This is a genomic window from Roseococcus sp. SYP-B2431 (genome assembly GCF_004336745.1).
In the GTDB taxonomy this organism is placed as follows: domain Bacteria; phylum Pseudomonadota; class Alphaproteobacteria; order Acetobacterales; family Acetobacteraceae; genus Roseococcus.
On record NZ_SJXD01000030.1, the window covers coordinates 60,427 to 83,021 of the forward strand.

The following is a 22,595-nucleotide window of genomic DNA, read 5'->3' on the forward strand; positions in this document are numbered from 1 at the left end:
GTCAATGCGCGGGCTGCGTCCGCTTGAGCGCGCGCCGCTCGGCCCGGGCCTCCTTCGCCGCCCGCGCCATGGCGCGCGGCCATTGCCGCTTCGTCGCGCGCCGCTGCGGCCGCGCCAGCCGCGCCCCGCCTTCGGCCCGCAGCAGGTCCAGCGTGCGCGTGTGGAAGGCGGCGAGGCCGGGGCGATGGCCGATGGAGATCAGCCCCGCCTCCGGCAGCTCGTCCAGCACCAGCTGCATCATCGCGTCCTGATTCGCCTCGTCGAGCGCGGCCGTCGCCTCGTCCATGAAGATCCAGCGCGGCTTCTGCAGCAGCAGCCGCGCGAAGGCGAGGCGCTGCTGCTCCCCGAGGCTGAGGACGCGGTCCCAGCGATCCTCGTCGTTGAGTTGGTCGACCAGCCGCTCCAGCCCGACCTTCCGCAGGGCTTCCGCGATGGCCTCGTCCTCGAAGGCGTCCGGCCCGGCCGGGTAGGAGATGGCCGTGCGCAAGGTGCCGAGCGGGAGATAAGGCCGCTGCGGCATGAACATCATGCCCTTGCGCGGCGGCGTGCGGATCTCGCCCGCGCCCCAGGGCCAGAGCCCGCCGATCGCGCGGAACAGCGTGGATTTTCCCGTGCCCGATTCGCCCTTGATGAGCACGCGCTCGCCGGCCTGGATCTCGGCCGAGGCATTGGCGATCACGGTGGTGCCGTTGGAGAAGGCGACCTCCAGGTTGTTCAGCACCAGCTTGTCCTCCTCGGTCTCCTGCACCTCGATGGTGGGCTGGTCCGGATCGTCGATGAGCGTGTCCAGCTCCTCGATCACGTCGCGGAAGGTGATCACGCGCTGCACGGCGCTGCGCCACTGGGCGATGAGGCCGAAATTGTCCACGAACCAGTTGAGCGCGCCCTGCACCTGGCCGAAGGCGGCGCCGATCTGCATCAGCCCGCCCAGCGTGATGGCGCCGGCGAAATAGGCCGGCGAAGCCACGATGGTCGGGAAGATCATGGCCAGCGTGCCATAGGCGCTGGTCAGCCACATGAGGTTGCGCTGGCTGCGCATCAGCCCGCGCCAGGAGCCCTTCACCTGCTCGAAGAGCGAGGTGAGGCCGCGCCGCTCGTCCGCCTCGCCGCGGATCAGGGCGATGCCCTCGCCGCTCTCGCGGGCGCGGTTGAGGCCGAAGCGGAAATCCGCCTCCGCGGTCGTGCGCTCCACGTTCAGCCGCACCATGGGCCGGCCGACGAACCAGGTCAGGAAGGTGCCGACCAGCGCGTAGAGCAGCGCGGCCCAGACCATGTAGCCGGGAATCTCCACCTCGCGCCCGGCGAGGGCGAGGTGCAGCGGGCCGGAGACGGTCCAGAGAATGCCGATGAAGGCCGTCAGCATCATCAGCGAGTTGATGATGCCCACGCCGAAATCGAGCGCGAGGTCGGTCGAGATCCGCACGTCCTCGGAGATGCGCTGGTCGGGATTGTCCGTGCTGCCCGCCATCTCGAGCTGATAGTGGCGCCCGTCGCGCAGCCAGGCCTCGGTGAGGTGGCGCGTGAGCCATTCGCGCCAGCGGAGCTGCGCCAGCTGCTTCACGTAGAGCTGGTAGACGGCGACGCCCATCGAGAGCGCGGCGAAGCCCAGGAAGACCAGGATCTGCGTGCGGAAGGCCGCGCCGTCGCGGCTCTCCAGCGCATTGAAGAAGTCGCGGTTCCAGAGGTTCAGCCGGATCTGGATCGCCACCTGCGCCACGGTGAGCGCCAGCAGGAAGAAGAGCAGCCAGCGCGCATTGCCCCGATCCGGCGCGCGCAGCCAGACACGGGTGAGCTGGCCGAAGGCGCGGATGGAATGCTCCGCCTGTTGTTCGTGGAGGAGGCGGGCGTCGTCATCCGTCGTATTGCTCATCGGCGTAGCTCGGGCAGTCCTTCCAGGGAATTCTGATCCTTGCCCAGGCGTTGGGCATCGATGGCGGCGAGGTTGCCGCGCCGCGTGCCGAGGCCCTCCGCCGCGACCGTCCCGCCCACGGCGAGCCGGTCGCCGAGCGCCTTGTGGTGTTCGACGCCGAGTCGGATGCTGCCGCCCTCGGCGAGGATCACGCCCATGCTCTCGCCCTGCGGCGTCAGCAACGGCGCCTGCACCCGGCCGGAGAGGGTGATCCGTTCCGTGCCGGTGGCCGTGCTGGCGAACCAGGCGGGGCGCTCGACGAAGCTCGCCGGATCGGAATCGACCTTGGCCCAGGCCAGAAGGGTGACCACCGGGGCGGTGCGGGCGCGAATGCCCCAGACGGCGATGGAGCCGCCGCGCTCGATGGCGCCCATCAGCGCCTCGGCCTCGGAGGGCGGGAAGACGAACTGCGTCCCCTCGCGGAACAGACCACGGTCCACCTCGCCGGCGGGGTTGGAGATCCAGCGCTCCAGCCGTCCGGAATAGGAGGGGAGCTGCGTCGGGTCGAACCACAATCCGCGGGGGTCGCGGGCCCGGACGGGCGAGGCCCCGAAGGGCATCGCCAGCGCGGCGGCGCCGCCCGTCAGCAGGATGCGCCGGCCGATCATGTCAGAAACCAAAGCCGCGGCCGGTCAGCAGCGAGACGGCGAAGAGCACCAGGAAGATGAAGAACAACACACGGGCGATGCCCGTGGCCGTGGAGGCGATGCCGCCGAATCCGAACAGGCCGGCAATCAGGGCGACCACAAGGAAGATGATGGTCCAGGTGAGCATGGCCCCTTCCTTTCGCTATCGAAACGCATTGGAGGCGACGACGCCGCCGGCCCTGCTGGAACCGGCGGCGCCCGAAGCCGTCACGAAGCGGTACGAGCCTAGTAGCGGCTCTCCCAATCCTTCACCTGCGCCTCGGCCTCGTCCTTGGCGATGCCGTAGCGCTCCTGGATCTGGCCGATGAGCTGCTCGCGGCGGCCCTCGATGACGGTCATGTCGTCATCGGTGAGCTTGCCCCACTGCTCCTTGACGGAGCCGGTCATCTGCTTCCAGTTGCCCTTGATCGTGTCCCAGTTCATTTGCGTTCTCCTTTAGATCCACCTGTTGGCGGTGTGCGGGATTAACGCATGATGGAGGCCGGGAGTTGCAGGCGCCTCAATGCAGGGGAACGCGGCCCGCGGTGATCGCCTGATAGGTGAAGATGGCGAGCGTCACCGGATCGAAGGGCTTGCGCATGACGAAGGCGGGCTCGACGCCCTCGGCGGTCAGCAGCTGCTCCGGATAGGCGGTGACGAAGATCACCGGCGCGCTCACCGTTTCCAGGATGCGGCGCACAGCCTGGATGCCGTTGCCGCCGCGGCCGAGGTTGATATCGGCCAGGATCAGACCCGCGCCCTTCTCCGTGGCGAGGCGCACCGCCTCCGCCTCGGTGGCCGCGATGCCGACGACGCGGTGGCCGCAGCCCTGCACCAGCATGCGCAGGTCCATGGCGATGACCGGCTCGTCCTCGATGATCAGCACGTCGGTCGCGGAAGCGGCCTTCACGGCGGCACGCGCCTCGGCAACGCGTTCGGCCGCCTCGGCCTCGTCCAGCCCGGCGATGCGGGCGGCGTCGGCGAGCGTGATCTCCTCGAGCGTGGTCAGGAGCAGGAGATGCCGGCCGAGGGGGCGGCCATGGCCGAGGACCTCCATGTCCTCGGTCAGCCGCGTGATGCGGGCATAAAGGGCCAGCTTGGGCGGCAGATCGGCGGGAAGTTCCGGAATCGCCCTGGCCACCAGCGCGTCGCCCTCGGCCTGGCTGCCGGTGAGGGCGCGGGCGTAGCGGCGCGCATAGGGAAGAACGGCGATCAGCTCAGCGGCGGAGGTCATGCGAAGGCTCCTGGACGGAAAGTCTATCTGGGCCGGGCGGCAGGCCGAAGATACCGTTCGATCCACCTCCCCCGGCAAGCATACCCAGGGTTGCAAGGCTCGGGGTAGCTTTCGCCGACGTTGCATGCCGGCGCCCGCAAGGATTAGGATGAAGGTTGCTGTGCGCAATGCGAGGACGCGATCGCCATGGGCGACGACCGCCGGATCTGGAAAGAGGCGAGCTCTGGACGCACGCGCAGCCGCGCGGCACGTCTCCCCGGAGGCGTGCGGCATCGGCTTGCGGCAAGGTCGGCTCATGGCCAGACAGGATCATTGTGATGGTAACGCGTTGTTTTGACGACGGTTGCAGCTGGAACGGCGAGATTCGTGAAAACTTTCGCGTCGGCCATGCAACCCTTTCCGGCCCGGGGCGTTTCAGGGTCATGAGAAGTCACGAGGAGTACCCGATGCGCCCGAATGTCGCCGAGTTCGACGATACTTCCGCCGCGCCCACGCCTTCCTTCCATGATCTGCTCATGGCCGCCCTTCCCTCCCTCCGCCAGCAGGCACTCGCCCTCACCCGGCATCGGGCCGATGCCGAGGATCTCGTCCAGTCTGCCGTCACGAACGCCCTGGCGGCGCAGCATTCCTTCGAGCCGGGCACCAATTTCCGTGCCTGGATGACGCGCATCATGCGCAATCGTTTCTTCTCGAACTTCCGTCGCCGTCGCGAGACGGTGGACCTGGACGATGCGCCGTCCTCCCTGATGGGCCGCAGCGGCGGTCAGGAGGAGAGCATCGCCTTCAAGGAACTGCGCGCGAATCTCGCCCGCCTTCCCGCCGACCAGCGGCTGGTTCTCATGATGATCTCGGTGCAGGGCCTCTCCTACGAGGAGGCCTCGGAGCAGCTCGGCGTCGCCGTGGGCACGCTGAAGTGCCGCGTCTTCCGTGCCCGCAAGCAACTCAAGGCTTGGATGCTGGGCGAGGATGAGGCGCCGGTCGCAGCGCCCTCCGCCACGAAGCGGGCCACCCGGCAGGCCTCGCCCCGTGCGTCCCGTCGCCTCTCGAGCAGTCTTCCGGAGGACGGTCTCCGTCTGTCGTAGGAGCCTTTGTGTCCGACAGTTCCGAGGGTCCGTCCAAGGGGAATGCATCGCCGCAGACCTCTAGGAGCATCGGGCGGGGCCGAAAGGCCGCGCCCGACGTCGCATTCGAGCTCTGGCTCGAGCGCGGGTTGCACAAGATGTATGACGACATCGCCAGCGAGCCCATTCCGCCCGAGCTGCTGGAACTGATCGAGCGCGACCGAAAGAAGAATTCGGGCAGCCAATAATTCTCCAGGAATAAGAACCACTTGCCGCGCGCCTGGAAATCTAGGCTCGGCGTGAAACCCTTCGCGTGTCCGCGCGTTATCGCATGCGGGCCAAAGGGGCCTGCGCGATCGGGATGCGACTGGGACGGCCATGGACGGAACGAGTTACGCGGGCCCTGTCGCGAGGCCGTCTCTTGCGCCGATCCTCTGCTTTTCCCCGATCCCCTGGCGCGATGCGAGCCGCCTGCGGCCGCTGATGTCGCGCTTCGCGCGGCGCCGGCAGGTCTTCTTCCTCGAAGAGCCGGCCCATTCCGACGCCGAGAGCCTGCGTATCCGCCCCTGCGCGGTCACGGGCGTGCAGGTCGTCACGCCGATGATGCGCACCGATTCCCCCGAAGGCCGCCGTGCGGTCCTCGACCTGTTGCTGGCCCGCTCCGGCTCCTCCGTCGCCTGGTACGCGGCACCGGAGGCGCATGCCTTTTCCGGCCATGTGCCCTGGCTGGCCACGGTCTATGACTGCGCCGGGGAGCCCTCGGCCGAGGGGCGGCACTTCGAGGCGGGGCTGATGCAGACGGCGGATCTCGTGTTCACGGGCGGGCTCGGCCTCCATGACGAGCGCCGTCACCCCAACATCCACTTCTTTCCCGACGGGATCGATGTCGAGCACCTGGAAACGGCGCGCGCGGGCCTGCCCGAGCCGGAGGACCAGATCGGCCTCGGCCGCCCGCTGATCGGCCGCTTCGGCGCCGTGGACGACCGGCTCGATCTGGACCTGCTGGCCGGTATCGCCGCCCTCCGTCCGAACTGGCATTTTTCCATGATCGGCCCGATCGCGACGAGCCGCGATCTGCCGCGCGCGGCCAATATCCACTGGCTGGGCGCACGGGACGAGGCGGAGCTGCCGGCCTATCTGTCGCATTGGGACGTGGCGATCATGCCGCTCGCGCGCGGCGCGCTGCCGGAGGCGGCGGAGGTGCCCCGCTACCTGGCCGCCGGCCTGCGCGTCGTCACCACGCCGCAGCGCGAGATCTCGCGGCGCTTCAGGCTGGAGGCGGTGATGACCGCCGGGACGGCCGGAGAGATCGTGGCGGCCGCCGAGCAGGCCATGCTCCGCGCCGATGTCTCGGATTTCGTGGCCGCTGACGACCTGCTGGCCACCCTCTCCTGGGACTCGATCCAGGAGCACATGGCCGCCCTCCTCACGATGGCCGAGCGCAACGCGGCCTTCCGGCCGGCCTCCATGTCGCGCTTCGGCGCGATGGCGAGGTCCACGGGAGCGGGCGAGGCCGTCCTCGCCGGCTGAAGAGCTACCGGTCGTGCTGCGACTGGTCAGGCACCGGGCGGGTGTCGCTCTTGTCCTGGGGGCCGCGCTTCTGGTTCGCCGGCAGGCCCTTCTCCATCTGGTCCTCGGTGCGCTCCCGGCTGCTGTCGGGACGGCCCTTGGATTCCCCTTCGGAGACGGGCGGGTTCTTGGGTGTCTGTTGCATTTCCGCAAAACGGGCGGATGGCGTCAGGGTTTCCGCAGCACGGCGCGGACCACCTCGGCCAGGCCCTGGTGGCGCGGGCCCTCGTCCAGCCGGACGGCGCCCTCGGTCAGTTCGAGCACCTCGAGCTCGGGAAACTCCCGCTCGACGATCTCGCGGGTCCATAGCAGCTCGGGCAGCTTCGGCCCGCCGCTGCGCCGGCCCTGCTGGGCGGGGCTGAATGCTTCGAGCACCAGCAGGCCGCCCGGCCGCAGCGCCTTGCGGCATCCGGCGACGGCGAGGCTCCGGTCGGCCGGGGGCAGGTGCAGGTAGATCCAGGCGATCAGGTCGAAGCGCGCTTCCGGCCAGTCCCAGGTCGCGGCGTCGGCGACCACCGTTTCCAGCGGGGCTCCCTGGGCCGCCGCGAGCTCCCGGGCCTTGGCCAGGCCGACGGCCGACCAGTCGAGCGAGGTCACCTCCAGCCCTTGCCGGCCCAGCCAGACGCCGTTGCGGCCCTCCCCATCGCCGACCGCCAGGGCCGTCATGCCCCGCCGGAAGCGGCGGGACTGGGCGACGAGGTATTCGTTCGGCGCGTCGCCGAACTGGAAGCCGCCGCCGCCATAGCGTTCGTCCCAGGCGAGGGACGTGCTCATCGCATGGGCTCCCAGCCCGCCGGCGCCATCTCGAACCCGGAGAAATCGAAGGCGGGCGCGACGGTGCAGCCGCAGAGCACCCAGCCTTCCAGCGGAGCGGCCGCCTGCCACCAGCCCTTCGGCACCAGGGCGAAGGGCTGCTCCCCGGCGGCGAGGTCGGGGCCGAGGCGGTGCTCCGCCGCGCTGCGCCCCTCGGCCGAGAGCCGCAGCGCGAGCGGACCGCCGGCATACCAGTGCCAGGCCTCGGCGGCGTCGACGCGGTGCCAGTGGCTGCGCTCGCCCGGGGCCAGGAGGTAGTAGATCGCCGTGCCCGCGCCACGGCCGCCGCCCTCCGGCGTGTCGCGCCAGATCTCGCGGTAGTGGCCGCCCTCGGGGTGGGGCCGGAGAGCCAGCGTCGCGATCACGCCGGCAGGGTCCAGGGTCGGGTCGCGAAGGTTCACCCTTGCGGCACCGTCCGGGCGAAGATCGGGTTTTCCGACTGGGCGGCGAAATAGGCGGCCAGGCCGGGGCGCTTCGCCCGCCAGTCATCCGCCGAAAAGCGGAAGTCGAGATAGCCGAGGGCGCAGACCAGGCCGACGACGCCGATGTTCAGGGCGGCGGGCAGCGGCTCCTGTTCCAGCTGGTCGAGCGTGCGGGCCACGGCGGCCTTCTGGCGTTCCATCATGCCGGCGCGCGCCTCCTCGGCGGGCTGGAGCGACAGGCCGCGGCGCAGCACCGAGGCGGTGAGCATCCCCTCGGCCAGGGCGGCGAGGCGCAGCGCCTCCCAGCGCGGCGGCCCGGCGGCGGGGAAGAGCTTCGCGGCGGTGCCGATGCTGTCGAGATACTCGCAGATCAGCGGGCTGTCGGGCAGCACCATGCCGTTGTCGAGCACCAGCGTCGGAACCTTGGAGAGCGGGTTGTCCACGAGCAGGTGCGGCGGGCTGGCATGCGGGTTCGTGTCGACGCGGTCCAGCGCGATGCCGTGATGCAGCGCGACGGCGCTGACCTTCCGCACGAAGGGGCTGGCGGCGGAATAATGGAGCTTCATGGCTCCCTCCCTGGTCTTTGAAGGCGGGTCTCGTCCTTAGCGGAAACTGTCCTTGCCGGAGCGCAGCTCCGCGAAATGCGCCACGTCCCGCGCATGCAGAAAGGGATTGATCGCATGCTCGGTGCCCAGCGTCGTCGGCAGGGTGGGCTTCCCCTCCGCGCGCAGCGACCGCGCCAGCTCGGCGAAGGCCTTCAGCGCCTCGTTTTCGGGCTCGACGCTCAGCGCGTAGCGGATGTTGGACAGGGTGTATTCGTGCCCGCAGCAGATCCGGGTGGCCGCCGGCAGCACCGTGAGCTTCTGCAGGGAGGCGAACATCTCGGCCGCATTGCCTTCCAGCAGCCGCCCGCAGCCCGCCGCGAAGAGCGTGTCGCCGCAGAGCAGCGCCTCGCCGGAGGGGAAGTGCCAGGAGATATGCCCGCGCGTGTGGCCGGGCGTGTCGATGACATGCGCCTCGGACTTGCCCAAAGAGAAGAGGTCGCCCGGCTTCACCGCGACATCCAGCTTCGGCAGGCGATGCGCGTCGTTGGCATTGCCCGCGACCTTCGCGCCCGTCCGCGCCGCGACTTCGGGAATGCCGGCGATGTGGTCGCCGTGATGGTGGGTGATCAGCAGCCAGTCGAGCCGCCCACCCTCGGCCTGCACGAAGTCCAGGATCGGCTCGACCACCGCCGCGTCCATCACGGCCGTGGTGCCGGTGGCCTCGTCGCGCAGGAACCAGGCGTAGTTGTCCTCGAGGATGGCGATGGGCTTGACGGTCAGGGTCATGTGGCTGGGCCTCGCTGAGGGCTGCGGTTGCGCCTAATATCCCGCGCATGAGCGCAGAGGTCCACGGCCTGACCGAATTCTACGCGGGCCCCCTCGGCCGGGCGGCGGAGCGGATGATCGGCGCGCGCATCGCCTATCTCTGGCCCGATGCCGGGCGGCGCGACCTGCTCGGCCTGGGCTGGGCCGCGCCCTACATGAATCTCTGGAGCGGACATGGCCGGCGGATCCTGGTCACGCCGCAAAGCGCCGCGCTGAACGGGGCGGCGGCGGGCACGGCGCTGGCCGAGGATGCGCGCCTGCCGCTGCCCGACACCTGCCTCGACCGCATCCTGCTCGTCCACGCCCTGGAGACGAGCGACGCCGCCTCCGGCCTGCTGCGCGAATGCTGGCGCGTGCTGCGCCATGACGGGCGGCTGCTGGTGGTCGTGCCCAACCGGCTGGGCGTGTGGGCGCATTTCGACCACACGCCCTTCGGCCAGGGGCGCCCCTATTCGCGCGGCCAGGTGTCGCGGCTGCTGGAGCAGCGCCTGTTCCGGGTCGCGCGGCGCGAGGCCGCGCTCTTCGTGCCGCCCTTCCCCTGGCGGGTGCTGCTCGGCGGCGCCGGGCTCTGGGACCGCATGGGGCGCCGGCTCGTCCGGCGGCTCGCGGGGGTGATGCTGATCGAGGCCGAGAAGGACCTGCTGGCGGCCGTGCCGGTCAGCGGGGCGCCGGCGCGCCGGCGGGTGACGGCGCCGCTGCCCTCGAACTACGCGGTGAGCGTCTTCGGGCCCGGCTCTCAGCGCCCGGCGGCGAGTTCCAGGGCGCGGGCATAGACGCGCTTGCGCGGCAGGCCGGTGGCTTCGGCGACCGTGGCGGCCGCATCGCGGACGGAAAGCGTCGCCATGGCCGCGCGCAGCGACTCGTCCAGCGACTCGGCCGTCGATTCGGCCGCGGGGGGTGCCGGGCCGACGCAGAGCACCACCTCGCCCCGCGCCTCCTGCGATGCGTAATGGGCGGCTAGCTCCGCCAGGCTGCCGCGGCGGACCTCCTCGAACCGCTTGGTCAGCTCGCGCGCCACGCAGGCGGGGCGGTCGGCGCCGAGCCCTTCCGCCAGCGCCGCCAGGGCCTCGCCGGTGCGGTGCGGCGCCTCGTAGAAGACGAGGGAGGCGGAGAGGCCGGCCGCTTCCATGGCCGCGATCCGCGCGATCGCGCCGGCCCGGGCGGCGGCCTTGGGGGGCAGGAAGCCATGGAACAGGAAGGGATGCGGCGGCAGGCCGGAGAGGGTCAGCGCCATCACCACTGCGCTCGGCCCTGGGACGGCGGTGACGGCCACCCCCGCCGCGATCGCCGCCCGGACCAGCCGATAGCCCGGATCCGAGACCAGGGGCGTGCCGGCATCGCTCACCAGGGCGAAGCGCTCGCCGGCCAGCATGCGGGAAACCAGCCGGGGGGCCTCGCTTTCCTCGTTGTGGTCGTGCAAAGCGAGCATCTTCGCGGAAATACTGTGCCGCGCGAGCAGTCTGGACGTTACTCTCGTGTCCTCGCACAGCACCGCATCGGCCCCGGCCAGCGCGGCGGCGGCGCGGGCGGAGAGGTCGCCCAGATTGCCGATAGGGGTGGCAACGAGGGTCAGTCCCGGGGCGGATTGGCCCGGGATCGCCTGGCCCGGTGCCGAAGGGAGTGAATATGCGTCGTCTGGTTCCATCGGGGGTCGCCCTCGCGTCCCTTCTCCTTCTGCTGATCGGCTGCGCCCCGCAACCCCCGGGCATCGCGCGCGGGCCCTCGGCCGGCATCGCGCCGTGGAATGCCGGGCCCGCCGCCGTCGAGGGGCCGCGCCTGCGCGTCGGCCTCCTGCTGCCGCTGACCGGCGGCAATGGGCCCCTCGGCCAGGCCATGCTCAATGCCGCGCAGCTCGCGCTCTTCGCCCAGGGGGATCGGCGCGTCGAGGTGCTGCCGCGTGACACCCGGGGCACGCCCTCCGGCGCCGCCGAGGCCGCCCGCGGCGCGCTGGGCGACGGCGCCCTGGCCCTGGCCGGGCCGCTGACGCTCACCGAGACCGCCGCCGTGGTGAACGTCGCGCGCGGCTCGCAGGCGCCGGTCTTCGCCTTCACCTCGGACGAGGCGCAGGCCGCGGCCCGGGTCTGGGTGCTCGGCCTGACGCCGGGCCAGCAGGTCCGCCGGATCGTGGCCGCCGCCTCCGAGGCCGGGGCGCAGCGCTTCGCGCTGATGGCGCCGGACGATGCCTTCGGCCAGCGCCTCGCGGCCGCGCTGCGGGCCAGCCTGCAGCAGATCGGCGCGCCGCCGCCGAATGTGGTGCTGACGCCGGCCCGCGCGGACCTTGCCGCGGCGGCCCAGCGGATCGCGGCCGGCCAGCCCGAGGCGGTGCTGATCGGCCATGGCGGCGCGGGGGCACGGGCCGCGGGCTCGGCGCTCGCCGCGGCCTTCCCGGGCGGGCTGCCGCGCCTCCTCGGCACGAGCCTCTGGGCCGCCGACACGACGATCGGCAACGAGCCGGCGCTGGCGAACGCCTGGTTCCCCGCGCCGGATCCCGAGGCGCGCGGCCGCTTCGACGCGGAGTACAGCGCGGCCTTCGGCGACCGGCCCTCGCGGCTGGCCGGCGTGGCCTACGACGCCCTGGCGCTGGCGGCGCGCACCGCCCGCGACGGCGGGCCGCCGATCGGCGTCGCCTTCCTGGGCGCGGATGGGCCGGTGCGGCTGCTGGAAGGCGGCGTGCTGGCGCGCGGCCTGGCGATCTTTGCGGTCAGGCCCGGCGGCGAGGCACAGCTCGTCCAGCCGGCGCCGGTGCCGGGCGCGGCGGGGAGCTGACCGCCCGCCGCGCCCACTTCCCAGGTTTCTTCAACCTGACGCGTGAACCGCGGGCCGGGGGCCTCTATCAAGGCGGTTCCGCCGGCGCGAATCGGGCCGGCGAAGGGAGAAGACGACACCCATGGGCGGCCTCCTCGCCACCGCGGCGCTGATCGGAGGCGCACCAACCCTCACGCTCCTCGCGCTGGCGGCGATGGGCGAGCTGCGGGCCGGCCCCGCCGCCCTGGCCATCCTGCTCTGCCTCGCCTCCGCCCTCGGCCTGGCCTGGTTCTGGCTCTCCGCCGTCTCGCGGCTGGCGGCCGTGCTGCACCGCGCCGCCGACGAGGAGGGCCCCTTCAGCGCCCCGCTGCCCATCCCGCGCCTGCCGGCCATCGGCCGGGTGGAGGAGGGGCTAGGCCGGCTGGCCCGCTCGCTAGAGGCGCGGGCCGCGCTCGTGACCCGCCTGCGCGCCTCGGACGAGGCGATCGTCGAGGCCCTGCCCGACCCCCTGCTCATCCTTGGCGCCGACCGGAGACTCCTGCGCGCCAACGCCGCGGCCCGGCGCGTCTTCGGCCTGCAGCGCGAAGGAGCGGCGCGCGGCGACATGGGCGCCCTGCTGCGCCATCCGCTGATGGCCGCCGCGCTCGACCGCGCCCTGGTCGACGACGGGCCGCAATCGACGGAGCTGGCGCTGCCCGGCAGCCTGACGCGGGAGCTCTCGGCGCAGGTCCTCGCGCTGAACCCGCCGCTGGCCGATGGCGGCAAGCTGCTCGTCGTGCTGACCGACCGCACGGCCGCGCGCGCCGTGGAACGCATGCGCGTGGACTTCGTCGCCAATGCCAGCCACGAACTGCGCACCCCGCTGGCCAGCATCATCGGCTTCATCGAGACCCTGCGCGGCCCGGCCAAGGACGATCCCGTCGCGCAGGACCGCTTCCTGGGCATCATGGCCGAGCAGTCGGAGCGCATGCGCCGGCTGATCGACGACCTGCTCGGCCTCTCGCGGGTCGAGATCACCGAGCATCAGGCGCCCGAGGGGAAGGCCGACCTGCTGGCCCTGCTCCAGGCCGAGGCGGCCGCGCTGGAGCCGCTCTTCGCGGGCAGGGGCGTGCATCTGACCCTCGCCCTGCCCGAGGGGCCGCTCACCGCCGCGCCGGCCAATGCCGACCAGCTCGCCCAGGTCGCGCGCAACCTGCTGGACAATGCCCTCCGCCACGCCACGCGCGAGGTGCGGCTGGAGGCCGGGCACGGCCGCCAGGGCGCGCGCGAGGGCGTGACCTTCACGGTGCGCGACGACGGCCCGGGCATCGCGCGCGAGCACATCCCGCGCCTGACCGAGCGCTTCTACCGCGTGGACAAGGCGCGGGCGCGCGGGGTGGGCAATACGGGGCTCGGCCTCGCCATCGTGAAGCACATCCTGGCGCGGCACCGTGGCCAGCTGACGATCGAGAGCGAGATGGGGCTGGGCTCGACCTTCAAGGTCTGGGTGCCGGGAGAGTAAGGCGCCCGGGGGGAAAGCGGGACATCTCCGGCCGCTGCCAGGGCCGGCGGGATCCTGGCGTGCCGCGAGGCAGCCGCGTGGCCGATCGCCTGTGCCTTGGGCACATTGTCTGGCCAGCCGTGCATTTTGCCGCCACCCTACCCCTGCCTCGGTCCCGCGAAGCCGGATACCGATCGCCAAGCCTGGGAGGTTTCCGCATGAACGTCATCCGCCGCGCCCTGCTGCTCGCCCCGCTCGCCACGCCGGCGCTGGCGCAGGGACAGTTTCCGGAGCGGCCCATCCGCCTGGTCATCGGCTATCCGCCGGGCGGCGGCGTGGACACCGTGGGGCGGCCGATCATGCAGCGGCTGTCCGAGCGTCTCGGCCAGCCGGTGGTCGTCGAGAACCGCGCGGGCGCGAACGGCAACATCGCCATGGAATACATGGCCCGCGCCGAGGCCGACGGCTACACGCTCTTCATGGGCGACAACGGCAATCTCGGCATCACCCACGCGCTCTATCCGAACCTGCCCTTCGACACGCAGCGCGATTTCACCGGGGTCGCCCGGCTCACCGCCGGGCCTTTTGTGCTGGTCGTCCCAGCAAACCTGCCGGCGCGGACGCAGGCCGAGTTCGTGGCGATGCTGAAGGCCCGCCCGGGGGCGCTGAACTTCGGCTCGGCCGGCATCGGGAGCGGCCCGCATCTCGCGTATGAATCCTGGCGACGCGCGGCGGGCGTCGAGATGACGCACGTGCCCTATCGCGGCACCGGCCCGGCCCTGCAGGGCCTGCTCGCCGGCGACGTGCAGCTGATGATCGGCAATTACGGCGTCTTCCGCGGCGCGGTGGAGGGCGGACGCGCGCGCGTCCTCGCCATCTCCTCGCCGACGCGCCAGCCGAGCATCCCCGACGTGCCCACCGCGAAGGAGGCCGGCGTGGAATGGGGGTTGATGGGCTTCAACGGCGTGCTCGCCCCCGCGCGCATCCCGCCCGCGCGGCGGCAGCTCCTGGAGGACGCCTTCCGCGCCGTCATGACGCAGCCCGGGACGGTGGCGCAGATGCTCACCTTGGGCTCCATCGCCGATTTCGGCACGGGCGCCGAGCTGGACGACCGCATGCGCCGCGAGCGCGCCGACTGGACGCGCCTGGTCCGCGAGGCGAACATCCAGGCCGAATAGGGAGTTCGGGCCGGGCGGCCTCGCCCGGTCTTCGAGAATGCGTCAAGCAATGTTGGGGAACGCGCCAATGGTCCTGCTGATCACCAATGCCACCATCGTGACCGGCGATGCCGCCGGCACGATCCATCACGGCGGCGCGATCGCCGTCGAGGGCAAGCGCATCGCCGCGATCGGCCCGACCGCGGAGATCGCGGCGAAATATCCCAAGGCCGAGGTGATCGACGGCACCGGCCGCGCCGTCTTCCCGGGCTTCGCCAATATCCACACGCATTTCGTCATGACGCTGGCCCGCGGCGTCTTCGAGGACCTCTCCCCGCCGCACGAGCCGCCCTTCTGCGGCGGCCTCTCGCCCATCCCGCTGCCCGCCCTCTCGCCGGCCGAGCAGGCGGTGATGTGCCAGCTCGGCGCGCTGGAGGCCATCCGCTCCGGCACCACCGCCGTGCTGGAGGACGCCGCGCAGATCGAGAACTACGCGCAGGAGATGCTGGACACCGGCCTGCGCATGGTGCTTGCCGAGCGCAGCTGGGACCGCATCGGCACCTCCATCGGAGACCCCTCGGAGTTCGTGCGCGACGAGAAGGTCGGCAAGGCGGGCGTGGACCGCATCAAGCGCCTCCACGCCAAGTGGGACGGTGCGGGTGAGGGGCGCATCCGCGTGGGCGTCTCGGCCTGGGCGCCGGACATGTGCTCGACGGAATTGCTGCAGGAGCTGCGCGCCCTGCAGCAGTCGCTCGACACGGTCTGCACCATCCACCTCAACCAGATCTGGGGTGAGGTCGCGGCCGTGCAGGCGCATCACAACATGCTGCCCAGCGAGTATCTGGAGAGCATCGGCTTCCTGCACGACCGGATGGTCGCGGCCCATTGCCGCTGCATGGCGCCGATCGAGGAGAAGATCCTGGGCCGGCACAAGGTGAACGTGGCCTTCAACTCGGCCATCGCGGCGCGGCGGGGATTGTCGCCGCGGGTCTGCGAGATGGAGCAGGCCGGCTGCAACGTCGGCATGGGCACCGACAACATGGCCGAGGACATGGTGGAGGTGATGCGCACCGGCTTGTTCATGGAGCGCATCCGCCGGCAGGACGGCCGCAGCCCCTCGCCCGAGGAGGCGCTGCGCTGGGCCACCCGCAACGGCTATCAGGCGATGGGCGTGAGGGACGGCGGCTGGCTGGCGGAGGGGAACCTCGCCGACCTGATCATGTTCCGGACGGACCGCGCGCATCTGGTGCCCTTCCTGCGCGCCGTGTCGGTCTTCGTGCACCAGGGCCAGGCGCGCGACGTGGAGGACGTGATGGTCGACGGCAAGTGGGTGATGCGCGAGGGGAAGATCCTCACCATGGACGAGGCGAAGATCCTCCGCGAGGCGGACGAGGTGTCGAACCGGGCCTGGGCGCGGCTCTTCGCGGAGAAGCCGGAGATCGAGGTGCCGGAAGGATTCAGGCCGCTGCCCACCGCCGTCGCCGACGGCAGGACGCGCGTGGACCTGGCGCCCGTGGGGCCCAGGTCCTAAGCCGCCCAGGGTGGCGGTAGGTCAGGCCCGGCCATTGAGGGCGGCGCAAGTTCGGCCGGACGCCGCGCCGACCTTCTGAAGATGGCAGCCTGCCGCAACCGCCCCGAAATCGCCCCACCCGCCTTCAAACCACCTTGCCGCCGCCCAAGACCCTTCACGAGCGGCCGGCAACCTTCCTCCCACGCGCCGCTCCACCCCGGACCGGCGCGGTTCCCCAAGGAGGAACACACGCTATGACGAAGAACATCCGCCCCGCCTTTTTCGCCACCGCCCTGCTCGTCGGCTTCGGCGCCCCGGCCTTCGCGGCCGATCCCGTCGCCGGCACCGCCCAGGCCCCGGCCGTGCGCGCCCAGGCGGCGGCGCCCTCGCTCCCCGGCAGTTCGGCGACCGCGCCCCGCGTGACCGGCTCGGTCCAGGCGCCCGCGGTCCAGGCCCCGTCCCGCCAGGCCGCGACGCCCGCCACCCCGGCCCATCCGGCCGGCCAGGTGACGGCGCCACGCCCCGCGAATGGCCAGGCCGCGGCCCCCCTGCGCCCCGCCACGCCCTCGGGCACCGCATCGACCACGCCGGCCCCGAACACGCCGCGTGCAAACTAATTGCCAGGTCATGCGTTAGACAGTCTCTCCCAACCCAACCGGCCCTGACTGGCGGCCGGCACCTCGGACCCCTCCGGCGCTTTCCGGAGGGGTTTTTTCTCGTCCGCTTCGCCCCATGATTGACGCGGGCCGACCGGGCATGGCCTTGTCCCAGTGGAAAAATCGCGTCCAGGGAGGACCGCCCATGACCGATGACACGCTCATCGCCATCAAGCCGGAGATCGCCGGCACCGCCCGCATCACGGCCGAGATCCGTGCCGCCATGGTCGCGGAGGCCGCGAGCGACCCGGCCGGGTTCTGGCGCAAGGAAATGTCGCGGATCGCCTGGATGAAGGCGCCGACGAAGATCAAGAACACCGACTTCACGGGCGACGTCTCGATCAAGTGGTTCGAGGATGGTGAGCTGAATGCCAGCGTCTCCTGCCTGGATCGCCACATCGAGGCGGGACGCGGCGACCAGGTGGCCATCCTCTGGGAGGGCGACGACCCCTCGGCGGATTCCAGGACCACCTATTCGGAGCTGCACGCCCAGGTCTGCCGCATCGGCAATGCCCTGCGTGCGCTGGGGGTGAAGAAGGGCGACCGGGTCTGCATCTACCTGCCCATGATCGTCGAGGCGGCGGTGGCCATGCTGGCCTGCGCGCGCATCGGAGCGGTGCATTCCATCGTCTTCGGCGGATTTTCCCCGGACAGCCTTGCCTCGCGCATCCAGGATTCCGAATGCTCGGTGCTGCTGACGGCCGATGAGGGCCGCCGTGGTGGCCGCAAGGTGCCGCTGAAGGCCAATGCCGACGAGGCGCTGAAGACCTGCCCCTCGATCAAGAATGTCCTGGTGGTCCGCAACACGGGCACGCCGGTCGCCATGCAGGAGGGCCGGGACATCTGGTGGCACGAGGCCGCCGGCGCCCAGCCCGCCACCTGCGAGCCCGAGCGCATGAATGCCGAGGACCCGCTCTTCATCCTCTACACCTCGGGCTCGACCGGGAAGCCCAAGGGCGTGCTGCACACGACGGGCGGTTACATGGTCTGGGCCAGCTTCACGCATGAGCTGGTCTTCGACTACCGCCCGGGCGAGATCTACTGGTGCACGGCGGATGTGGGCTGGGTCACCGGCCACACCTACATCGTCTATGGCCCCCTCGCGAACGGCGCGACCACGCTGATGTTCGAGGGCGTGCCCAACCACCCCGATTTCGGCCGCATGTGGCAGGTCGTGGACAAGCACCAGGTGAACATCTTCTACACCGCGCCCACCGCCATCCGCGCTTTGATGCGCGAGGGCGAGGCGCCGGTGAAGAAGCATTCGCGCCAATCGCTGCGCGTGCTGGGCTCGGTCGGCGAGCCCATCAATCCCGAGGCCTGGCTCTGGTACTACCGCGTCGTCGGCGACGAGCGCTGCCCGATCGTGGACACCTGGTGGCAGACGGAGACGGGCGGCATCCTCATCTCGCCGCTGCCGGCCGCCGTGGCGCAGAAGCCGGGCTCCGCGACGCTGCCCCTGCCGGGCGTATTCCCCGCCCTGGTGGATGGGGATGGAAAAATCCTGGAGGGCGCGACGGAAGGCAACCTCGTCATCACGGACAGCTGGCCCGGCCAGATGCGCACCGTCTATGGCGACCATCCGCGCTTCATCCAGACCTATTTCTCCACCTTCCCCGGGAAGTATTTCACCGGCGACGGCGCCCGCCGCGACGCCGACGGCTACTGGTGGATCACCGGCCGGGTGGACGACGTGATCAACGTCGCCGGCCATCGCATGGGCACGGCCGAGGTGGAGAGCGCCCTGGTCGCCCATCCCAAGGTGGCGGAGGCGGCCGTGGTCGGCATGCCGCATGACCTCAAGGGCCAGGGCATCTACTGCTACGTCACGCTGAACGCCGGCGAGGAGCCGACCGACGCGCTGAAGAAGGAGCTGGTCGCCTGGGTCCGCAAGGAGATCGGCCCCATCGCGACGCCGGACGCCATTCAATGGGCGCCGGGCCTGCCCAAGACGCGCTCGGGCAAGATCATGCGCCGGATCCTGCGCAAGATCGCCGCCAACGAGACCGATAGCCTGGGCGACACCTCCACCCTCGCCGATCCTGCCGTGGTGACGGAGCTGGTGGAGAACCGCGTGGCGGGCTGAAGCCGGCCGGTGCGCGCCGTCACGAATGCGCGCGACGCCTGCAACGGAAGCCGCGCGGCGGGCTTACCCTCCGGACATGTTTTTCGTGGAGGGTAGGCCTTGGCCACCGGCCTGATCGCCTTGCTGGACGATGTGGCGAGCCTCGCCAAGGTCGCCGCCGCCACGCTCGACGACGTGGCCGGCCAGGCCGCGAAGGCTGGCGCCAAGGCGGCGGGCGTGGTGATCGACGATGCGGCCGTGACGCCGCGCTACGTCACCGGCTTCGCCGCCGAACGCGAACTGCCGATCGTCCGCAGGATCGCGGTCGGCTCGCTGAAGAACAAGCTGGTCTTCCTGCTGCCGGCGGCGCTGGCGCTGAGCGCGCTGGCGCCCTGGGCCGTCACGCCCCTGCTCATGATCGGTGGCGCGTTCCTCTGCTACGAGGGCGCCGAGAAGGTCTACGAGGCGCTCTGGCCGCACGCCGCGCAGGCGCACGAGACCGCCGTCGGCGAGGCGGCGAAGGACGCGCTGGCGCTGGAAGACGTCAAGGTCAGCGGCGCCATCAAGACCGACTTCATCCTCTCGGCCGAGATCATGGCCATCGCGCTCGCGACCATCCCCGAAAGCTCCTTGTGGACGCAGGCGCTGATCCTGGCCGTCGTCGGCATCGGCATCACGGCCGGGGTCTATGGCGCCGTCGCGCTGATCGTGAAGGCGGACGATGCCGGCGTGGCGCTGGCGAGCGGGCGCCATGGCGGCGGCGCGGCCGTCCGCGCCATCGGACGGGGCCTCGTGGTCGGGATGCCGCCGTTCCTGAAGCTGCTCGGCGTGGTGGGCACGGCGGCGATGCTCTGGGTCGGCGGCGGGATCCTGCTGCACGGCTTCGAAGGCTACGGCTATGGCGGCCTTCCGCATTTCCTTCACGGGCTGACCGCAGGCTGGGGCTGGGGCTGGGGCTGGGGCGGGGTGCTGGGCTGGATAGTCACGGCTGCCGTCTCCGGGCTCGTCGGGCTGGCGGTGGGCGCGGCGATCATCCCGCTGGTGGAGCATGTGCTGGCGCCGCTGGCGATGCGGCTGCGGCGCGCGCCGGGCTGAGCGCTCCGTCCGGGGAGCGGCGCCCCTGACGGCCCGGCACCCCGCCTTCGATGGAATGGAGCCGTCCCCCGACGCGGGCGTGGCCCTGCCGAAGCTTTACACCACTGCCGCCTCGCACGACCTTCTCGCGATCGGCCGGGGAAGGGACGTCATGCTCAAGCTTCTGGGGCGCAGGAACGCCTACAATGTCCGCAAGGTGCTCTGGCTCCTGGACGAGCTCGGCCTCGCCTTCGCGCAGGAGGATTGGGGCCGCGACTTCCGGCCGACGAACGTGCCGGAATTCCTGGCGCTGAACCCCTTCGGCACCGTGCCCGTGCTGCTGGACGGCGAGGCCGCGCTCCGCGAATCCCACGTCATCCTGCGCTACCTGGCCGCGCGCGAGCATGCCTGGTCGCTCTACCCGCGCGAGCTGATCCAGCGGGCGCATGTGGAGGCCTGGATGGACTGGGTCGCCTACGACATGACGGTCGCCATGCGCGGCGCCTATCTCGGCGGCGAATTGGGGCTGGAGCCCTGGTGCCAGCCGCAGTTCCTCGAAGTCGGCCGCGCGGAATACGCCAGGCGCATGGGCCAGCTCGATGCCGCGCTCGCCGCCGGCGGCCCCTTCCTGGCCGGGCATGAGTTCACCCTGGCCGACATCCCGGCCGGCTTCGTGGTGCACCGTTGGTTCGCCATGTCGAAGCTGCCGCAAAAGCCGGAGATGCCGGCCCTGGGCGCCTATTATGAGCGCCTCTCGGAGCGGCCGGCCTTCCGGCGCCACATCCGCAACGGGCTGCCATGACCAGGGAGGCGGACGGGGCGCGCCGCGCCCGCCGGGCGGCCCCTTCCGAGATCCGCCGATCACCGTTGTGAAAATGCGCCGCGCAGGCTTGGATGGCGTCCGAAAAAGGCGGCCGGGCCGGCGTCGCGGGGGATATGGACACAAGGATCGGCGAGGCGGCCATCGACGAGCGGGAGGCGGCACGGGCGCGCGAGCGCGCCATGCTGACCGGCTCCGTGCTCGACGTCTCCATCAACCTCGCCAAGCTCGTCGCCGCGATCTGGGCGAACTCGCTCACACTGCTGGGCGACTGGCTGCGCGGCGCGCTGCTGACGGTGCTGGACATCTTCCTGTTCGTCCTGCTGCGGAAGATCCATCGCGGCCGGATCGGCGGCTACGACTACGGCACCCGCAAGCTCGAGCAGTTCCTGAACCTGGTCGTCGGCGCGGCCATGATCCTGGCCGCGCTCTGGCTCGCCGTCGCGACCTACCTGCGCAGCGGCTCGAATCCGGAGCAGAGCGAGACCGGGCTGCTCTTCGCGCTCGCCGCGTCGGGGGCGAACCTCGCCATCAACGGCTACGTGCTCCGGCGATTGTGGCGGGTCACGCGCGACGGCACCTCGGTCATCCTGGGCGGCCAGCTGGCCTCGCGGCTCATGAAGACGCTGGCCTCGATCGGCGTGGCGCTCGCCGTCGGCGTGAACGCTGCCTTCCACGACATGCCGACGGGCGCCTGGGCGGACACGCTGGGCTCCCTCCTGGTGCTGGTGACCATGGTAGGCTTCGGGGTGAAGATCGTCGGTGACGCGCTGCCGCATCTGCTCGACCGCGCGCTGGGCGAGTCGCGGCAGGCCATCATCAACAACGCGCTGGCCAGCCAGTTCGAGGATTACGACGAGCTTTGCGCCGTCCGCACCCGCACGGAAGGGCGCGACGCCTGGATCGAGATCGAGGTGGGCTTCGCGCCCAGCCGCAGCCTCGGCGAGGTGGAGGCCGTGGCGGAACGGCTGGCGGACCATGTCCGCCGGCGCATGCCGCAGGCGCAGGTCCTGGTGATCCCGCGCGTGGCCCACAGCTTCAAACCCGGGCGCTTCAGACGCTGAGCCGGTAGGCCCTCGCCGCCGTGCCGGAGAAGAGCGCCGTCTTCTCGTCGGCGCTGGCGCCGGCCGAGAGCCGCTTGAAGGCGTTCCACAGCGCGGCATAGCCGCACATGCCCTTGTCCACGGGAAAATTGCTCTCGTACATGCAGCGGCCGGTGCCGAAGAGCTCGATGCAGGTCTCGATCTGAGGGCGCCAGTCCTCCGCCAGCTCCTCGGAGGTCGGCGGCGTCGGGCGCGTGTGCCACTGCTTGCCGCTGACCTCCATCGCCAGCCCGCCGAGCTTCACCAGGACATTGGGCAGCGCGGCGAGGGCGGCCATCGATCTGCGCCAGTCGGCGAAGACCTCGGCCGCCTTGCCCTCGTAGGGTCCGACGCCGAGCTGGCCGCCGCAATGGTCGATGACGACCGTGGTGCCCGGTGCGGCGCGCGCCACATCGAGCACGAGCGGAAGCTGCGCGTGATAGGCCCAGACGTCGAGCGTCAGGCCTAGCTCGCCGAGCCGCCTCGCGCCCTCCTGGAAGGCCGGATCGTTCAGCGGCCCGGGCGGCGGCACCTCCAGATTGGTGCGCACGCGCGGCGAAGGATCCCAGGCGGTGCGGTTGCGCACGCCCTTGAAGCGGCCGCCCGAGACGGCGACGTGCTCCTCCAGCAACGGCGTCACGCGCTCGCCGAGCGTCAGGTCCACCAGGCCGACGATCCCGGCGCAGGCGCGCGTCCTCCCGGCCTCGGCGGCCTTCGCCACCTCCGTCATGAAGCGCGTCTCGCCGAGCGGCTGCCGCGCCGGCTCGGCCGTCTCGTCGTACATCGAGGCGCATTGGATGAAGACGGTCGCGCGGATGTCGTGGCCGGTGGCGGTGTCGCGCAGCAGGTCCGGCAACAGGTAGGTCTCGCCGTGGCGGTCCCAGATATGATGGTGCGGGTCGATGATCGGCAGGCCGGGCTCGAGGATCGGCTCCCGGTTCTTCGCCAGCCAGGCCTCGTCGATGGGGACATGGCCGCCGGCCGTCAGGTGGACGCTCATCG

At 71.3% G+C, this 22,595-nt stretch carries 25 protein-coding genes; 13 read left to right on the forward strand and 12 right to left on the reverse strand.

Translation table 11 applies throughout. From position 1 onward, the window contains the following. Nucleotide 1: 1 nt before the first annotated feature. The 5 genes from EJV46_RS21515 to EJV46_RS21535 all read right to left on the reverse strand — a co-directional run bounded on the left by EJV46_RS21515 (nt 2) and on the right by EJV46_RS21535 (nt 3,769). The gene (locus EJV46_RS21515) at nt 2-1,870 is read right to left on the reverse strand and encodes an ABC transporter ATP-binding protein/permease (protein WP_131550790.1); all 1,869 of its coding nucleotides are present in this window, start codon (nt 1,868-1,870) and stop codon (nt 2-4) included. After that, nucleotides 1,867-2,517 (reverse strand): hypothetical protein, encoded by a 651-nt coding sequence (locus EJV46_RS21520; RefSeq protein ID WP_131550791.1) that lies wholly within the window; start codon nt 2,515-2,517, stop codon nt 1,867-1,869. The genes EJV46_RS21515 and EJV46_RS21520 overlap by 4 nt, the downstream gene beginning before the upstream one ends. A 1-nt stretch (nt 2,518) precedes the next feature. Continuing rightward, nucleotides 2,519-2,683 (reverse strand): DUF1328 domain-containing protein, encoded by a 165-nt coding sequence (locus tag EJV46_RS21525; RefSeq protein WP_131550792.1) that lies wholly within the window; start codon nt 2,681-2,683, stop codon nt 2,519-2,521. A 98-nt stretch (nt 2,684-2,781) separates the two neighbouring features. Then, the gene (locus EJV46_RS21530) at nt 2,782-2,979 is read right to left on the reverse strand and encodes a CsbD family protein (protein WP_131550793.1); all 198 of its coding nucleotides are present in this window, start codon (nt 2,977-2,979) and stop codon (nt 2,782-2,784) included. Nucleotides 2,980-3,055: 76 nt separating this feature from the next. Further along, on the reverse strand, nt 3,056-3,769 hold the full coding sequence (locus EJV46_RS21535) for a response regulator (RefSeq protein WP_131550794.1): 714 nt from the start codon (nt 3,767-3,769) through the stop codon (nt 3,056-3,058). Between the two features lie 446 nt (nt 3,770-4,215). Here EJV46_RS21535 and EJV46_RS21540 point away from each other — a divergent pair, with 446 nt between their 5' ends. From EJV46_RS21540 to EJV46_RS21550, 3 genes are all read left to right on the forward strand, one after another. Next, nucleotides 4,216-4,851: a sigma-70 family RNA polymerase sigma factor gene (locus EJV46_RS21540; protein WP_131550867.1), complete on the forward strand. Its 636-nt coding sequence runs from the start codon at nt 4,216-4,218 to the stop codon at nt 4,849-4,851. Nucleotides 4,852-4,859: 8 nt separating this feature from the next. Continuing rightward, nucleotides 4,860-5,078 (forward strand): hypothetical protein, encoded by a 219-nt coding sequence (locus EJV46_RS21545; RefSeq protein WP_131550795.1) that lies wholly within the window; start codon nt 4,860-4,862, stop codon nt 5,076-5,078. A gap of 235 nt (nt 5,079-5,313) precedes the next feature. Next, nucleotides 5,314-6,360 carry a glycosyltransferase gene (locus EJV46_RS21550; RefSeq protein ID WP_165585668.1) on the forward strand — a complete coding sequence of 349 codons (1,047 nt, stop codon included), beginning with the start codon at nt 5,314-5,316 and terminating at the stop codon, nt 6,358-6,360. A gap of 4 nt (nt 6,361-6,364) precedes the next feature. Here the strand turns inward: EJV46_RS21550 and EJV46_RS21555 are convergent, their stop codons facing one another. Genes EJV46_RS21555 through gloB form a run of 5 tightly spaced genes read right to left on the reverse strand, consistent with a single transcriptional unit; the run spans nt 6,365 to nt 8,965 of the window. Then, a complete protein-coding gene (locus EJV46_RS21555; protein ID WP_131550797.1) occupies nt 6,365-6,544 on the reverse strand; it encodes a hypothetical protein in 180 nt (59 codons plus the stop codon). A 23-nt stretch (nt 6,545-6,567) separates the two neighbouring features. Continuing rightward, the gene (locus tag EJV46_RS21560) at nt 6,568-7,173 is read right to left on the reverse strand and encodes a bifunctional 2-polyprenyl-6-hydroxyphenol methylase/3-demethylubiquinol 3-O-methyltransferase UbiG (RefSeq protein WP_131550798.1); all 606 of its coding nucleotides are present in this window, start codon (nt 7,171-7,173) and stop codon (nt 6,568-6,570) included. Continuing rightward, nucleotides 7,170-7,613 (reverse strand): cupin domain-containing protein, encoded by a 444-nt coding sequence (locus EJV46_RS21565; protein ID WP_131550799.1) that lies wholly within the window; start codon nt 7,611-7,613, stop codon nt 7,170-7,172. The genes EJV46_RS21560 and EJV46_RS21565 overlap by 4 nt, the downstream gene beginning before the upstream one ends. Beyond that, nucleotides 7,610-8,200 carry a glutathione S-transferase N-terminal domain-containing protein gene (locus tag EJV46_RS21570; protein WP_131550800.1) on the reverse strand — a complete coding sequence of 197 codons (591 nt, stop codon included), beginning with the start codon at nt 8,198-8,200 and terminating at the stop codon, nt 7,610-7,612. Before EJV46_RS21570 ends, EJV46_RS21565 begins: the two co-directional genes overlap by 4 nt. 36 nt (nt 8,201-8,236) lie before the next feature. After that, nucleotides 8,237-8,965 carry a hydroxyacylglutathione hydrolase gene (gene gloB / locus EJV46_RS21575; RefSeq protein WP_131550801.1) on the reverse strand — a complete coding sequence of 243 codons (729 nt, stop codon included), beginning with the start codon at nt 8,963-8,965 and terminating at the stop codon, nt 8,237-8,239. Nucleotides 8,966-9,012: 47 nt separating this feature from the next. Here gloB and EJV46_RS21580 point away from each other — a divergent pair, with 47 nt between their 5' ends. Beyond that, nucleotides 9,013-9,777: a methyltransferase domain-containing protein gene (locus EJV46_RS21580; RefSeq protein ID WP_131550802.1), complete on the forward strand. Its 765-nt coding sequence runs from the start codon at nt 9,013-9,015 to the stop codon at nt 9,775-9,777. On the opposite strand, the gene rsmI is transcribed toward EJV46_RS21580, so the two are convergent. Then, on the reverse strand, nt 9,741-10,649 hold the full coding sequence (gene rsmI, locus EJV46_RS21585; RefSeq protein ID WP_131550803.1) for a 16S rRNA (cytidine(1402)-2'-O)-methyltransferase: 909 nt from the start codon (nt 10,647-10,649) through the stop codon (nt 9,741-9,743). The two genes, EJV46_RS21580 and rsmI, sit on opposite strands and share 37 nt — an antisense overlap. On the opposite strand from rsmI, the gene EJV46_RS21590 reads away from it, so the two are divergent. The 9 genes from EJV46_RS21590 to EJV46_RS21630 all read left to right on the forward strand — a co-directional run bounded on the left by EJV46_RS21590 (nt 10,631) and on the right by EJV46_RS21630 (nt 21,575). Next, on the forward strand, nt 10,631-11,770 hold the full coding sequence (locus EJV46_RS21590) for a penicillin-binding protein activator (protein WP_131550804.1): 1,140 nt from the start codon (nt 10,631-10,633) through the stop codon (nt 11,768-11,770). The genes rsmI and EJV46_RS21590 overlap by 19 nt on opposite strands. Before the next feature lie 121 nt (nt 11,771-11,891). Continuing rightward, nucleotides 11,892-13,250, forward strand: a complete 1,359-nt coding sequence (locus EJV46_RS21595) for an ATP-binding protein (protein WP_165585669.1) — start codon at nt 11,892-11,894, stop codon at nt 13,248-13,250. A 197-nt stretch (nt 13,251-13,447) separates the two neighbouring features. Next, nucleotides 13,448-14,407: a tripartite tricarboxylate transporter substrate binding protein gene (locus EJV46_RS21600; RefSeq protein WP_131550805.1), complete on the forward strand. Its 960-nt coding sequence runs from the start codon at nt 13,448-13,450 to the stop codon at nt 14,405-14,407. Between the two features lie 67 nt (nt 14,408-14,474). Beyond that, nucleotides 14,475-15,917, forward strand: a complete 1,443-nt coding sequence (locus tag EJV46_RS21605; protein ID WP_165585670.1) for an amidohydrolase family protein — start codon at nt 14,475-14,477, stop codon at nt 15,915-15,917. A 233-nt stretch (nt 15,918-16,150) separates the two neighbouring features. After that, complete coding sequence (locus tag EJV46_RS21610) at nt 16,151-16,513, forward strand: hypothetical protein (protein ID WP_131550807.1); 363 nt, start codon at nt 16,151-16,153, stop codon at nt 16,511-16,513. A gap of 184 nt (nt 16,514-16,697) precedes the next feature. Further along, nucleotides 16,698-18,638, forward strand: coding sequence for an acetate--CoA ligase (gene acs, locus EJV46_RS21615; RefSeq protein WP_131550808.1), 1,941 nt, complete (start codon nt 16,698-16,700; stop codon nt 18,636-18,638). Nucleotides 18,639-18,737: 99 nt separating this feature from the next. Beyond that, nucleotides 18,738-19,712: a DUF808 domain-containing protein gene (locus EJV46_RS21620; protein WP_131550809.1), complete on the forward strand. Its 975-nt coding sequence runs from the start codon at nt 18,738-18,740 to the stop codon at nt 19,710-19,712. Between the two features lie 151 nt (nt 19,713-19,863). Next, nucleotides 19,864-20,493, forward strand: a complete 630-nt coding sequence (locus EJV46_RS21625) for a glutathione S-transferase family protein (protein WP_165585671.1) — start codon at nt 19,864-19,866, stop codon at nt 20,491-20,493. A 134-nt stretch (nt 20,494-20,627) separates the two neighbouring features. Continuing rightward, on the forward strand, nt 20,628-21,575 hold the full coding sequence (locus tag EJV46_RS21630) for a cation diffusion facilitator family transporter (protein ID WP_165585672.1): 948 nt from the start codon (nt 20,628-20,630) through the stop codon (nt 21,573-21,575). Here the strand turns inward: EJV46_RS21630 and EJV46_RS21635 are convergent. Next, nucleotides 21,565-22,593, reverse strand: a complete 1,029-nt coding sequence (locus tag EJV46_RS21635; RefSeq protein ID WP_131550812.1) for an amidohydrolase — start codon at nt 22,591-22,593, stop codon at nt 21,565-21,567. The two genes, EJV46_RS21630 and EJV46_RS21635, sit on opposite strands and share 11 nt — an antisense overlap. Nucleotides 22,594-22,595 lie beyond the last annotated feature (2 nt).